Source organism: Mesorhizobium sanjuanii (assembly GCF_002529485.1).
Taxonomy (GTDB): Bacteria; Pseudomonadota; Alphaproteobacteria; order Rhizobiales; family Rhizobiaceae; genus Mesorhizobium; species Mesorhizobium sanjuanii.
Window position 1 is genome coordinate 37536 of sequence record NZ_NWQG01000001.1, and the last position, 14064, is coordinate 51599.

The 14064-nt window shown below is 63.0% G+C and carries 13 protein-coding genes; 2 read left to right on the forward strand and 11 right to left on the reverse strand.

All coding sequences use genetic code 11. From position 1 onward, the window contains the following. Positions 1-99 precede the first annotated feature (99 nt). The 4 genes from arcC to arcD are packed head-to-tail and all read right to left on the reverse strand — an operon-like array spanning position 100 to position 4746. Complete coding sequence (gene arcC / locus CN311_RS00190; protein WP_097571416.1) at positions 100-1029, reverse strand: carbamate kinase; 930 nt, start codon at positions 1027-1029, stop codon at positions 100-102. Between the two features lies 1 nt (position 1030). After that, positions 1031-2032 (reverse strand): ornithine carbamoyltransferase, encoded by a 1002-nt coding sequence (gene argF, locus CN311_RS00195; RefSeq protein WP_097571417.1) that lies wholly within the window; start codon positions 2030-2032, stop codon positions 1031-1033. A gap of 18 nt (positions 2033-2050) precedes the next feature. After that, entirely contained in the window at positions 2051-3283 is a 1233-nt protein-coding gene (locus CN311_RS00200) for an arginine deiminase (RefSeq protein WP_097571418.1), read from the reverse strand. After that, positions 3280-4746 (reverse strand): arginine-ornithine antiporter, encoded by a 1467-nt coding sequence (gene arcD, locus CN311_RS00205; RefSeq protein ID WP_097571419.1) that lies wholly within the window; start codon positions 4744-4746, stop codon positions 3280-3282. The genes CN311_RS00200 and arcD overlap by 4 nt, the downstream gene beginning before the upstream one ends. A gap of 87 nt (positions 4747-4833) precedes the next feature. On the opposite strand from arcD, the gene CN311_RS00210 reads away from it, so the two are divergent. Beyond that, entirely contained in the window at positions 4834-5085 is a 252-nt protein-coding gene (locus CN311_RS00210; RefSeq protein WP_097571420.1) for a hypothetical protein, read from the forward strand. Between the two features lie 201 nt (positions 5086-5286). Here CN311_RS00210 and CN311_RS00215 read toward each other — a convergent pair whose 3' ends face one another. The 3 genes from CN311_RS00215 to CN311_RS00225 are packed head-to-tail and all read right to left on the reverse strand — an operon-like array spanning position 5287 to position 10234. Further along, positions 5287-6399: an ABC transporter permease gene (locus CN311_RS00215; RefSeq protein ID WP_097571421.1), complete on the reverse strand. Its 1113-nt coding sequence runs from the start codon at positions 6397-6399 to the stop codon at positions 5287-5289. Continuing rightward, positions 6399-9167: a ribosome-associated ATPase/putative transporter RbbA gene (gene rbbA / locus CN311_RS00220; protein ID WP_097571422.1), complete on the reverse strand. Its 2769-nt coding sequence runs from the start codon at positions 9165-9167 to the stop codon at positions 6399-6401. Before rbbA ends, CN311_RS00215 begins: the two co-directional genes overlap by 1 nt. Beyond that, on the reverse strand, positions 9164-10234 hold the full coding sequence (locus tag CN311_RS00225; protein WP_097571423.1) for an HlyD family secretion protein: 1071 nt from the start codon (positions 10232-10234) through the stop codon (positions 9164-9166). The genes rbbA and CN311_RS00225 overlap by 4 nt, the downstream gene beginning before the upstream one ends. Positions 10235-10608: 374 nt before the next feature. Here CN311_RS00225 and CN311_RS00230 point away from each other — a divergent pair, with 374 nt between their 5' ends. Beyond that, entirely contained in the window at positions 10609-11592 is a 984-nt protein-coding gene (locus CN311_RS00230) for a zinc-dependent alcohol dehydrogenase family protein (RefSeq protein ID WP_097571424.1), read from the forward strand. 16 nt (positions 11593-11608) lie between these two features. On the opposite strand, the gene CN311_RS00235 is transcribed toward CN311_RS00230, so the two are convergent. The 4 genes from CN311_RS00235 to CN311_RS00250 all read right to left on the reverse strand — a co-directional run. Beyond that, positions 11609-12199 carry an NAD(P)H-dependent oxidoreductase gene (locus tag CN311_RS00235; protein WP_097571425.1) on the reverse strand — a complete coding sequence of 197 codons (591 nt, stop codon included), beginning with the start codon at positions 12197-12199 and terminating at the stop codon, positions 11609-11611. Positions 12200-12229: 30 nt separating this feature from the next. Continuing rightward, positions 12230-12616 (reverse strand): hypothetical protein, encoded by a 387-nt coding sequence (locus CN311_RS00240; protein ID WP_097571433.1) that lies wholly within the window; start codon positions 12614-12616, stop codon positions 12230-12232. A 323-nt stretch (positions 12617-12939) separates the two neighbouring features. Next, positions 12940-13389, reverse strand: a complete 450-nt coding sequence (gene trxC / locus CN311_RS00245; RefSeq protein WP_097571434.1) for a thioredoxin TrxC — start codon at positions 13387-13389, stop codon at positions 12940-12942. A 27-nt stretch (positions 13390-13416) separates the two neighbouring features. Beyond that, the coding region (locus CN311_RS00250; protein WP_115504217.1) for an HAD-IC family P-type ATPase at positions 13417-14064 on the reverse strand (648 nt) is incomplete at its 5' end.

Below are 14064 nucleotides of genomic sequence, written 5' to 3' on the forward strand. Positions count from 1 at the left end.
TTGGCCTGATCTTCGCGACTGCATATGCGCGCTGGTGCACTGGCCGGATGGCAAAAGACGCAGTCCGTTATTCGCGACGGCGGGGGCTCACGCAGTCCCTTAGACAGGCTGAGCGAGCCGGGCGCTGGCGCCGAACCATGTGCCGCGCTCACCCCTGACAATATCGAGGGCATCGTCAAGCCTGCCGATCGCGGCAGGCTTGCCTGTTGCCTCAGCGAACTCGATTGCGGCGCCGACCTTTGGCCCCATGGAGCCGGCCGGAAAATCCCGCCCTGATATCTCCGTCGAGGTAACCCGCCGCAATGGGCGGGCGGCGGCTGTTCCGTAACCGACATAGACTGCGTCGACGTCGGTCAGCATGAGCAGCATGTCGGCCTTCAATTGGCGCGCCAGAAGCGAACTTGCCAGATCCTTGTCTATGACGGCCTCCACACCGCAAAGACTGCCGTCATCCCGCGCTATCACCGGGACCCCGCCGCCGCCGGCGCAGATCACGATGACCCCGCGTTCGACGAGAAACGAAATGACGGAGGCTTCCATAATCTCCAGCGGCCTGGGCGAGGGCACGACGCGGCGCCACTTATCGCCATCCGGCGCGATCTGCCAGCCGCGTTCTTCAGCAAGCCTGCGTGCGGCTGCTTCGTCGTAGACCGGGCCGATCGGCTTCGTCGGATGCGCGAAAGCCGGATCGTGCGGGTCCACCTTCACCTGCGTCAACAGGGTCGCAAACAGCTTCTGCTTGAGGAGGTTGCCGAGTTCCTGCTCGATGACGTAGCCGATCATCCCTGCGCTTTCGGCGCCAAGCACGTCGAGGGGAAACGCCCCGTCACCCGGGCTGGCTGCAGCCTGCAGCGCGAGCAGGCCCACTTGCGGACCATTGCCATGCGTGATCACGATCGAGTGCCCCGCTGCAACGAGTTCAGCCAGCACAGAAGCGGCACGTACTATGTTGGCGCGCTGGTTCCCAGCCGTCATCGGCTCGCTACGGCGCAGCAGTGCGTTTCCGCCCAACGCAACGACGATAAGCATCTCAGTTGCCGATCGTGGCCACGAGCAGGGCTTTGATCGTATGCATGCGGTTTTCGGCCTGGTCGAAGACGATCGATGCACCCGACTCGAACACCTCGTCAGTGACCTCCATGCAGTCGATACCGTATTCCTTCGCGACGAACGCGCCGACCTCGGTATCGGTGTCGTGGAAGGCCGGCAGGCAATGCATGAATTTGACGTGCGGGTTGCCGGCGGCGGCCATCACCTCGCTGGTGACACGGTATGGCGTCAGAAGGCGAATGCGCTCGGCCCATCCGGATTTGTCTTCGCCCATCGACATCCATACGTCGGTGTAGACGAAATCAGTATCCTGGACGCAGCCCGCCACGTCTTCGTCCAGCCTGAAGCGGCCGCCACTTTGTGCTGTAAGGTCCCTGATATGGGCGCAGAACTCCTCGTCCGGCCACAGTTCTCTTGGCGAGGCGATGCGCATGTCGATGCCGACTTTCGCCGCGCCCAGCGCCAGCGACAGCGCGACATTGTCACGGCCTTCGCCGACGAAGGTGACGGTCATGTCCGAAAGATGCTTGTGCGTGAACTCGCGCATGGTCATGAAATCGGCGAGAATCTGCGTCGGATGCGCCTCGTCGGTGAGGCCATTGTAGACGGGTACGCCGGCATGCGCGGCAAGCAGTTCGGCCTGGTGCTGGCCAAAGCCGCGATATTCGATCGCGTCGTACATGCGGCCGAGCACGCGCGCCGTGTCCTTCATCGATTCCTTGTGGCCAATATGGCTGCCGGTGGGGCCGAAATAGGTGACATGCGCGCCCTGATCGTAGGCCGCCACCTCGAAACCCGTCCGGGTGCGCGTCGAATCCTTCTCGAAGATCAGCGCGATGTTTTTTCTGACCAGACGCGGTATCTCGTGCCCGGCGAGCTTGGCTGCCTTGAGATCGGCGGCCAGCCTCAGGAGAAAGCGGATCTCGTCGGCCGTGAGATCGTCCAGGGTCAGGACGGAGCGGCCGTGAAGATTGATCGACATGGGGAAGTTCCTCTCGGGTCAGATCGGGTCGCGGGCAATCGGACAGGTCATGCAGTGGCCGCCGCCGCGACCGCGGCTGAGTTCGGCGCCCTCGACCGTGATCACTTCAACACCTGCCCGTCGTAGAAGCGTGTTGGTGTAGACATTGCGGTCGTAGCCGATGACCACGCCGGGCTCGACCGCAACGACGTTGTTGCCGTCATCCCACTGCTCGCGCTCGGCCTCGTAGCGGTCGCCGCCAGTGGCGATGATCCGCAACGATTTCAAGCCGAGCGCTTCGGCAACAACTGCCGTGAACGGCTGGGTTTCTTCCGTGACCTCGACTGCCGCATTTCCGTCGCCTGGCCGCAGCGAGAAGGTACGCAGCCGCTCGACCACCGGCGGGTAAAGGGTGACCAGGTCGCGATCGCAGAAGGTGAAGACGGTATCGAGATGCATGAAACTGCGGTCACGCGGCATCAGCGCCGCGATCACACGCGTTGCTTCGCCGGCCGCGAACAGACTGCGCGCGAGATCGCCGACCGCTTGCGGCGTGGTGCGTTCTCCCATGCCGACGAGAACCGTTCCACCGCCGATCGGCATGACATCCCCACCCTCCAGGCTGGTGCCTGTTCCCAGGTCCGGCGAAACGAAGGGGACGCCGCTATCGCGAAAACGGGGATGGAAGCGGTACACGGCTTCGACATTGGCCGCTTCCGGCCGCCTTGCCGGCCAGTACATGGCGTTGACCGAGACCGAGCCGTAGATCCAGCAGGAGCTGTCGCGGGTGAAAAGCTGGTTCGGCAGCGGCGGCAGCACAAAATCCTGGGGCGCGAGCGTCCTTCCGGTCAATCCCTTCGGCTCGAACGGAAGCTCGGCGCGAGCGATGCCACCAACGAGATAGGCCGCCAGCTGCCCCGATGGCATTTCATCGAGCCATCCGCGCATCTCGCCGACCATGTCCAGCCCGACGATGCCGGCGTGAATCCTGCGGTCCAGAAGCCAGTCGCGCGCCTTGGTCAGGCTCATGGTATCGGCCAGGAGTTCACCGAACGAATGCACCACAACGCCGCGTTCGCGCAGTGCGTCGACGAAGACATCATGCTCCTGCCGGGCCTTCTTGACCCAGAGAACATCGTCGAAGAGCAACGCCTTGCAATTGTCCGGCGTCAGCCTTTGCAGGCTGAGATCGGGACGGTGCACCAGCACCTCGCGGAGCAGGCCGACTTCGGAAAAGGCGCCAAGCTTGGTCGTGGTGATAGGAGCGTTCATAGCGGGCTGATGCTCCCGTTCCAGATGAGATAGGCGGCTGCGATACCGGCCGCGACGAGGGCTGCGGCAAGGCCTGCTTCGACTGGATGGAAAACGCGCTGGCTGGTCTCGCGGCGTGCCCAGATGTAGAAGATGATGCCGGGCGCGTAGAGGATCGCGCACATGAACAGGTAGGCGGGTCCGGCCGCGTAGACCAGCCATAGCCCGTAGACGGTCGCCACCAGCCCGGCGACAAGCGGGCCGGCGCGTTGTTCGCCATTCGCGTAGCTCTCTCCGGTCAGCGCCAGCTTGGCCGCGTAGGCACCCGAAAAGATGTAAGGCACGAGGATGGCGGCCGATGCGATGTAGAACAGCGCCTGATAGGTGCTTTGCGCGAAGAGCGTAATCACCAGGAAAGCCTGGACGAGCAAATTGGTGATCAAGAGCGAAGTCGAAGGCACGCCGCGATCGCTCTCCTGGCCGAAGAATTTCGGCATCGTTCCATCCTTGCCGGCGGCATGCGGTATTTCGGCGGCAAGCAGCGTCCAGCTCAGGAAGGCGCCGACCACGGATATGACCAAGGCGATGTTGATGAGGATGGCGCCCCAAGGACCGACAACCGCCTCCAGCACGCCCGCCATTGAAGGGTTCTTCAGCGCGGCGAGCTCAGGCTGGCTCAGGATCCCGAGCGACAGCAGCGAGACCAGTGCGTAGAGCGCAAGGCAGGTGAAGAAGCCAAGAACGGTTGCTGTGGCGATGTCCTTGCGACGCTCGGCACGGCTGGAAAATACGCTGGCCCCTTCGATGCCGATGAACACCCACAGGGTCACCAGCATCGTGCTCTTCACCTGCGCGCTGATCGAACCGAGGTCGGCGTTGCCAAGCCCGCTGAAGTCGAGCGACCAGACATCCAGCTTGAAGGCGACGGCAACGACTCCGACGAACAGGACGATCGGAGCGATCTTTGCCACCGTGACAATAAGATTCACCACGGCCGCCTGCCGGATGCCGGCGAGGATCAGGACATGGATCAGCCACAGCAAGATCGATGCACCGAGCACCGCCTGCCAGGTGTTTCCATCACCGAAACTCGGAAAGAAATAGGACAGGGCGCTGAAGACGATCACGGCATAGGAGACATTGCCGACCCAGGCGCTGATCCAGTAGCCCCAGGCGGCGTTGAAGCCGATAAATGGCCCGAACCCCGCCTTGGCATACGCATAGGGGCCAGCGTCGAGTTCGGGCTTGCGGGTGGCAAGCGACTGATAGACGAAGACCAGCGCCAGCATGCCAACCGCGGTGATCGCCCAACCAATAAGGATCGCGAGCGGGCCGGCCCCGGCCGCCATGTTCTGTGGCAGGCTAAACACGCCGGAACCGACCATCGAACCGATTACGAGCGCCGTGAGGGATCCTAATCGAAGCTTCGTCGCCGCTGTGGTCGTGACTTCCCGACCAGGAATGTTGATATCGGCCGTAGCCATGATGCTCTCCCGGATTTGAGGCTCTGATAGGAGGCACATGAACAAGAAAGAAGAGCGGGGGCTTTGATACGGGTCAAATCTGAAGTCATGATTGAAGGCTGCCACGAGCGAAGGCACTTCTGGCTGCCGGAGATGCGGACCGGCTCGGCGGCATCGCCCTTCTGGCGCGTTCTGGCGACTTTCAAAGGCGAGCTGATCTGGTCCGCTCGCCGAGCCTGCGCATTTTGCGATCCATTTCGTCGCGTCGCTGGCGCCCTGGATCGCGCCGAACAAGGTTTGCCGCGCCGGACCAATGCTGACAAGATGCGGGATATTCCGTCGCATCCCGGCATGTCGTGACCAAGAACCAGAGGCGGTAAAAGAACTCGGGCATGCCCATGGTCACGACGACCCGGGTGTCACTTTCCATCGAACAAGAAACCCATTTGACCGTCAAGCGCCAGTGGAAGCCTTGCACGCAGCCTTCTGCGCGCCAAAATAGTGCGTTTGCCCGAGCGGTGATTGGGCGGCAAGGCGAGGAGGAGGTGACTTCCCGATCGCCTATCTCAGGAACTCGCGAAAACGGCGCAGCGAGAAGGCAAACAGAGCGACGCCAATGGCCAGGAGCGCTGCAAGCTGAGGCCAGACGACATCAAGGCCGGCGCCGCGGAAGAGCACCGCCTGCGCCAGCATCACGAAATGCGTGTTCGGTGCCGCGAACATGATCGCCTGGATGATCTCTGGCATGCTTTCGCGCGGCGTGACGCCGCCGGACAGCAATTCCAGCGGAAGCAGCACCATCATCAGCAGAAGACCGAATTGCGGCATCGACCCGGCGACGGTCGCCAGGAAAATCCCGAGGCAGGTCATGGCGAATATGTCGAGCATCGCTCCCGTCATGAAAAGCGCCAGAGATCCGTTCGTGGGGACGGCAAGCAGGCCTTGCACGACGACCACCAGGCTAAAGCCGGACGCCACCAGCACCACCAGGCCCATCGACCAGACCTTGCTCACCATGATCTCGAAGGCGGTCACCGGCATGACCAGGAGATGCTCGATGGTCCCGTGCTCGCGCTCGCGGATCAGAGCCGCGCCCGTCAGAATGATCGACAGCATTGTGATGGAATTGATCACGTCGCTGATGGCGCCGAACCATCCCTTGTTCAGCTCCGGATTGAAACGGGCGCGCAGGTCGAGAGCGACGGGCAGCGCAGTCTCCGATCGGTAGCGGTCGAGGAACTCGCTGACCTCTCCCGACACGATTGACTGGACATATCCCCCGCCTGTGAACGCCTGCGACATGCGCGTCGCATCGATGTTGAGCTGAATGGTCGGTGCGCGGCCGGCGAGAAGGTCGCGCTGGAAGTTTGGAGGGATGTCCAGCGCAAAGGTTTCGAGGCCGGCATCCATGCGGCTGTCCATCTCCGGTTGGGAGATAAGCACGGGCGCGACGAAATAGGGTGGGTAGAAGGCGCTGACGATCCTGGAGGCCACGGCGGACTGGTCCTCGTCCACGATAGCGATCGGGGCGCGATTGAGCGTTTCCGGCATCGCTTTCGATGCCGTATAGATCGCTATCGTGAAGGAATAGAAGATCAAGACGAGCAGCATCGGGTCCCGCGACAGGCCGCGCAGCTCCTTGATACCAAGCTGGAGGATGTTGGCCGGGCGCATCAGCGGGCCTGCTTCCTGAGGAGGATCGTGCCGAGGCCGAGCAGAACGGGAATGGCGATCAGCAGCGGAATGAAAGCGCTGGACAGATCATCGAAGCCGAGCGCCTTGGAGAACGTTCCGCGCGAGATCATGACGAGATAGGTCGTCGGATAGATCTTGCCGATGAAGGCGCCGAAACCCTGAAGCGACGAGACCGGGTCGATCATGCCGGAATATTGCGTGGCGGGGATCATCGTGAGGATCGCCGTCCCGAAGATCGCGGCGATCTGGCTGCTCATGAAGGTCGAAAGGACAAGCCCCATCGCGGTCGTGACGATGACGTAGAGAAATGCCGCGACCGCGAAGGTCGCGAAGCTGCCGGTGAAGGCCACGCCGAAGCCGTAGATGGCGAAGGCCGTCAGTAGCAGGAAATTCAGCATCGCCAGCCCCACATACGGAACCTGCTTGCCGAGCAGGAACTCAAGCCTGGTCACAGGGGTTACGTAGAAATTGATGATGGAGCCGAGCTCCTTCTCGCGCACCACGCTCAGCACCGCCAGCATGGCCGGTATCATCAAAAGTAACAGCGGGATCACTGCCGGAACGATGGCGTCGAGACTGCGGACGTCCGGATTGTAGCGGTAGCGGATCTCCAGTTGGAAATCGCCGACTACCGCGGAATCGCCACGGATTTCGCGTGCCTTCTGGGTGAGCCAGCGCACGTGCATGCCTTCGACATAGCCGCGGACGGTTTCCGCACGCGTCGGCATCGCGCCGTCGATCCAGGCGCCGATCGCGACGTCGCGGCCGCGCGCCAGATCGCGTCCGAACCCCGGCGGTATTTCCAGCGCCAGGCTGATTTCGCCGCGCTCCATGCGCCTGTCGAGATCGGTGTAGCCGGACAAGGGCGCCTTTTCGGTGAAATAGCGCGAGCCGGCAAGCTGCAGGACGTAGTCGCGGCTGATGGCAGTATCGTCGTGATCGAGAACCGCGAATGACAGGTTCTCGACATCCATATTGATGCCGTAGCCCACCACGAACATCAGGATCAGGCTGCCGACGGTGGCGAGCGTGGCCCGGATCGGATCATGCAGCAGCTCCAGCGCCTCTCGTCTTGTGTAGGCGAACATGCGTCGGAAATCGAAGAACAGGCCGAGCGTCGCCCGCCTGGGCGCCTCCCCGGCGGGAAGCACCATTGGCATCGCATCCTGCGCAAGGGCGGCTGCCTCGGGGGCATCGGTCCGCATCGCCCGTTCCAGGTAGCCGATGAAGGCCTCCTCCAGGGTCTCGACCGAGCGGCTGGCAATGATGGCCGCCGGCGTATCGCTGACAAGAACCTTGCCCGCATGCATCAGCGAGATGCGGTCGCAACGCTCCGCCTCGTTCATGAAGTGGGTCGAGACGAAGATGGTGACGTTCTGCCGGCGGGACAGATCGATGAGAATACGCCAGAAGCCGTCACGGGCGACGGGATCGACGCCCGAAGTGGGCTCGTCGAGGATCAGGATGTCCGGTGAGTGGATCATGGCGACGGCCAGCGACAGGCGCTGCCGGATGCCGAGGGGCAGAGCATCGGGCATCGTGTCCCTGTGATCGACGAGATCGAACTGCCTGGCCACCTCGTCGACCCTTTGGGGGATCGCCGCCGCGTCGATCTGGAAGAGACGTGCGTGCAGTTCGAGGTTCTGGCGGATCGTGAGTTCCGAATAGAGTGAGAAGCCTTGCGACATGTAGCCGACGCGGCGTCGCACCTCGATGTCGCGCGGGTCGATTTCCTTGCCGAAGAGCTTTGCCTTGCCTTCGCTGGCGTCGAGCAGGCCTGTCAGCATCTTCATGGTCGTTGTCTTGCCGCAGCCGTTCGATCCCAGAAAGCCGAAGATCTCGCCGCGGCCGATGCGGAAACTGACGTCCTCGACGGCGGTAAAGTCGCCGAAGCGCCTTGTCAGGTGCTCTGCCTCGATGGCGGTCTCGTCTTGCGCATCCGGGGAACGCGGCGGGATGACCACCTGGTGGTACCCCTCGCGCCTTTCGGCGGGCAGCAAGGCGATGAAGGCGGCGTCTAGGTCTGGCGCACCCGTCTGCTCGAGCAGAGCGCCGGGCGTGCCCGTGGCCAGCACCCGTCCGCCATCCATCGCCACCAACCAGTCGAAGCGCGCTGCCTCCTCCATATAGGCGGTCGAGATGATCACGCTCATCCCTTCACGGCCTCGGCGGATACGCTCGATCAACTGCCAGAACTGGCGCCGCGACAGCGGATCGACGCCGGTGGTCGGTTCATCCAGGATCAAGAGGTCCGGATCGTGGATCAGGGCGCAGCACAGGCCGAGCTTCTGCTTCATGCCACCCGAGAGCTTGCCGGCCGGCCGATCGGAGAATGGGGCCAACCCGGTGCTCTTCAGAAGTTCGCCGATGCGTTGCTCGCGCTCATGCCGCTCCTGGCCGAAGAGACGGCCGAAGAAGTCGACATTGTCGAAGACGGAGAGGGTCGGATAGAGGTTCTTGCCCAAGCCTTGCGGCATATAGGCAATACGTGGATAGGCGTTCCGCCGTTGAACCACGTCCGCCATATCGCCGCCGAGTACTTCGATCCGGCCTTGTTGCATGGCGCGCGCCCCGGCGATCAGCGAGAGCAAGCTGGACTTGCCGACCCCATCGGGGCCGATCAGCCCCACCGTGCAGCCGGAAGGGAGATCGAGCGTTATAGCATCGAGCGCCCGGGTCTTCCGATAGGAGAGGCCGACATTTTCCAGCCGCGCCACCAAGCGCGCGGAAGGCACTTGCATGCTCATTGAACCAGCGTTCCCTGCAGGCTATCGGGCCATTTGGCATTCGGGTCGAGGCGAATATAGGCCGTGCCGGGAAGACCGGTCTTCACCTGCTGGATATATTTGCGCAGCAGTTCGGGCGGTATCTGCGCCTTGATGCGGAACATCAGCTTCTGGCGCTCTTCCTCCGTTTCCACCGTCTTCGGTGTGAATTGCGCGACGTCGGCGACGAAGGTGGCCCTTGCCGGAATAGTGTATTGTGGCGCGGCGTCGAGGACGAGGCGAACTTCCGTTCCGATGGCCACACGCCCCGCCTGCGCCGTGGGCAGGAAGAACGTCATGTGGACATCTTCCAGATCGACCAGGTTGAGGACCCTGCCGCCCCCGGCCAGCACCTCGCCGGGCTCGGCCACTCGATATTGCACGCGCCCGTCGCGCGGCGATTTAAGCGTCGCATCATCGATCTCGGAATCAATGCTCTCGATGGCGGCTTGAGCTGAATCGACCGCCGCCTTGGCGTCCACGACCTGAGCCTTGGCGGCGTTGATCGCCGCTTCGCTGGCGGCGAGTTGGGCCACGGCCGCCGCCACCGCAGCCTTGGAGCCTTGTTGGGCCGCCCGGTCATTGTCGAGAACCTGTTGCGAAATCGTGCTGTTGGCCGCGAGTTGCATGGAACGCCCGAACGTTCGCTCGGCGACATCGAGTTCGGCTTCGCGTTGCGCGACGACCGCTGCCGCTGCCGTTCTTTCAGCCTGCCGTTGGACGATCAGCGTGTTGGCGGTGTCGACGCCGATACTGGCGCGCTGCAACTGCGCTTGCGCCTGCCTGCGTTGCGCCTCAAGCTGCGCGGTGTCCATGCGGGCAAGCACCGCGCCGGCTTTGACGAAGTCGCCTTCATCGGCAAGGATCTCCTTGATCCGTCCTGCCGATTTCGTGGCGACGTCGATCTCGACCGCCTCGATACGACCGTTGCCGCTCGCTATCCCCGCCGGCAGCTTGCCGTTCTGGGACTGCTGCCAAGCATAGTATCCGCCGGCGGCAACGGCTGCCAGCAGGCCGGCCAATAGCCATATGCGCCCGGTACGGTTCATTGTTGCCTCTTGCCGTTGAATACGATCCCACGGAACCGCTTGGTGTCGTGGATTGCGCGGATCAAAAGCAGAGGCCGGGATCAACAGCCTTGATCGATGTCAATTCCGATGTGATCGGTGGCTATCGCGGCTTTCACCCGCGACGGACTTGACCCTTGTCAAAGAAGCGGCTGCGAGTTTGTGCACCATGGCGATTTGGGAGGAATGCGCGACCGACAGGCTGTCTTGCAACCACTTGAATTTGCTCGAAGCCCCTCGTCCGTGTCCGGAGCGCGTATGGTCGAGGACCACATTGCAATCGCTTGATGCATCGGAACGTCAACGGGGATCATGATACACTCCCTTTGTTCCTCACGGTACACCCAGGAGCTGTCATGAGAGCGATGGTGCTCGAAGGCGTGGGCGCCCCTTTGAAGCTGGTCGAGAGACCCGATCCCCTGCCTGGGGCGGGCGAGATCAGGCTGAGGGTCGAGGCCTGCGCGGTCTGTCGAACCGACCTGCATGTCGTGGACGGTGATCTGCTCCACCCCAAACTGCCGCTCGTACCCGGTCATGAAATTGTTGGTGTCATTGATAAGGTCGGTGAAGGCGTTGCCCGGTCCCGGCTGGGGCGGAGAGTGGGGGTGCCCTGGCTTGGGCACACCTGCGGGCATTGTCACTATTGCGCTGAAGGCAGTGAAAATCTTTGTGATCAGCCACTGTTCACCGGCTATACGCGAGACGGCGGCTTCGCCAGCCATGTTATCGCTGACGGTCATTTCGCCTTCGATCTGGACCAGGACGCAGATCCCGTATCGCTGGCACCGCTGCTTTGCGCAGGTCTCATCGGCTGGCGCTGCCTGAAGAAGGCTGGCAACGGTCGGCGGCTGGGCATCTACGGCTTCGGCGCCGCCGCGCACATCGTCACCCAGATCGCGATCTGGCAAGGCCGCGAGATTTTCGCGTTCACGCGCCAGGGCGACAAGCAAGCCCAGGAATTTGCCCGTTCACTGGGTGCCAGTTGGGCCGGCAATTCGGATGAGCCGCCACCCCAGCGGCTCGACGCCGCCATTATCTTTGCTCCTGTTGGCGGCCTGGTGCCGCTGGCGCTGCGTGCCGTTCGCAAGGGCGGCCGGGTGGTGTGCGGCGGTATCCACATGAGCGACATTCCGGACATGCCTTATCGATTGCTCTGGGAGGAGCGTGAACTGGTGTCGGTCGCAAACCTGACGCGCCGCGATGCGGAAGAGTTCTTCCCCATCGCGACGAGCGCAAAGGTTCGCACGCATACAAAGGTCTATCCGCTGGAACAGGCCAACCAGGCGCTGGACGATCTGCGCGCCGGGAGACTGACCGGCGCGGCCGTCCTGGTCCCCTGACAACGCTCAACGGACGCTATCTGGCCAGCTGACCGAGTTTGCGCATCTGCGCGATCCATTTCGCGCGGGTTGCGTCACTGCTGCCGGCAACCATGCCGAACAGGGTCTCGCGCACCGGACTGATGCCGGCAAAACGCAGAACGCTCCGCCGCATGCCCGCAAGGCCGTGGCCGAGGAACCAGAGCCGGTAGACAAAGGACGGCATTCCCATCGTCACCACGACACGCGCGGAGCGGCCGCGAAGCAATGTCCTGGGCAAACGCCCAGCGCCGTCCGGGTAGGCAAAGGCAGTTCCCGGCCGCATGACCTGCTCCAGAAATGCCTTGAGCAGGGCCGGCATGGTACCGAGCCAGAGCGGGAAGACAAAGACAATGTGTTCCGCCCAGACGATCGCGTCGGCTGCATCCTTCAACCCGTCCGGGACTGCACCGTGTTCGAACTCCTGCATTGTCCGCAGCATCGGAAAATCAATCGCCGCCAGATCGACCTGGCGGACGGCATGCCCGGACTGCCCCGCGCCTTCGGCATAGGCATTGGCAAGACCGCGGCAGAGCCGGTCCGGGGACGGGTCGGGATGGCCGATCACAACAAGGATGCGCCGTGACATGGCTTTCCCCTGGATGCTGCCTGCCAGCCGCTAAGGCCGTTCGACCCGCGCCACCTGGTAGGTGTGCATGGCTCCATTCCGCGCGATCGAGACATATTCTCCTGTCACGAAGCGCTCTTCGCCAAGATGGAAACCGATTTCGTCGTCGCGGTCGCCTTCGGCATAGTCGAAATACCATTGTCCGCCGGGTTTGCGCCTCAGTCTTCCGATCAGATCCTCCTCGCCGGTGCGAAACCGGCGGACGCGGCAGGAAGCCCTGTGCGACTTCCATTCCTCCGCATCGATCCGGCCTTCGCCGGTCAATGGAGCCAGCACGTCATAACCCTCTTCGCGGTCACCTTCGGGATGGCCCTTCTCGCGAGCGAGCAGCAGCCGGACATTGCGGAAATTCGGGGTGAGGTCCTTCAAACTGGTCATTGCGATCTCCTTTGAAGGCGTTCCATAGAGCGGTGGCGGGACCTTGCCCTTGATCCGCATCAAGAAGGCTCGAGCTTCTATCCAGGACCGAGCAATAAGAGGGCGCAGATGCCCATGGTGGCGGCGATCAAGGTTGCGACGGCCAGCGGCAGCCAGAACCTGACCGGACCGGCAAATATTGCGAGCGACAGGCGACCGATCGCGTTTGCTGCCTGCGATCCGGGGCGTCACGCTCGCGCCAACCGCGCTCCAATCCGACGAGGAGACCAATTGCCGAGACCAATCCAAGCCGGGCGATGAGCGTATCCAGGGTTGGCGCGGCCTCAGGCGGCGACAGTTGGCAGACGGTCGCGCACCCATCTGACGATCTGCCCCGCCGTCATCGCGCCGGAGGTGCGCGCAATTTCACGCCCGCCATGGAAGAGGATCATCGTCGGGATGCCGCGAATGCCAAAGCTTGCCGAAACGGCCTGTTCCTTGTCGGAGTTGAGCTTGATCAGGCGGACATGTGGTTCCAGTTGGTTGGCCGCAGCCTCGTACGCCGGCGCCATCATCTTGCAGGGGCCGCACCAGGGCGCCCAGATGTCGACTACAACAGGAAGGCTGCTGCGCGTGATCTGACGATCGAAAATCTCAGCGTTGACGTCTTGCGGGTGTCCCGAAAACAGCTTGATCCCGCATCGCCCGCATTTTGCCTCCAAGGCATTGCGGGCCTGCGGCAGACGGTTGACGCCGCCACATTCGCTGCAAACCACCAGATCCTGCAGTGCCATGGCCATTCACCGATTTACTGTCGTCTACTATGCGCGCCCGGGACGTCCGTTGCCAAGAGCACGCAGCGCGTTCAGGATGACCGCGACGTCGATCCCCTCCTGCAGCAACGCGCCCGCCACCGGCGTGATCTGCCCCATGGCTGCGGCAACCATCGCCAAGGCCGAGAGCGCGAGCCCGGCGATGATGCTCTGCAGGGCAATCGCGCGGGTGCGTTGGGCAATCCGCACCGCGTTGGCGACCGGCTGCAACCTGTCGGCCAGTATGATGACGTCGGCCGCCTCCGAGGAGGCCGTTGCACCGCGTGCACCCATGGCAACACCGACCGTCGCGGCAGCGAGGGCAGGGGCATCGTTGATACCATCGCCGACCATCATTGTGGGGGCCTGCGCTTTCTCGACCCCGACCGCAGCGACCTTTTCGGCGGGGGTGGCGTTGGCGACGATCACATCGAGGTCGAGCAAGCGGGAAATGCGGTTCGCAGCCACGCTGTCGTCGCCTGTGAGCATGACGACGCGCTTGATGCCTGCCTGCCGAAGTTCGTCCAACGTATCGCGAGCGTCCGCTTGCAAAGCATCCCCGAATGTAAAAACGCCGGCAAGGCGCTTGCCGAGCGCGACAAAGACCCTCAGCACAGGCTCGTCCCGGTAGCGGTCTTCGCCGCTTCTCGCCCAGGT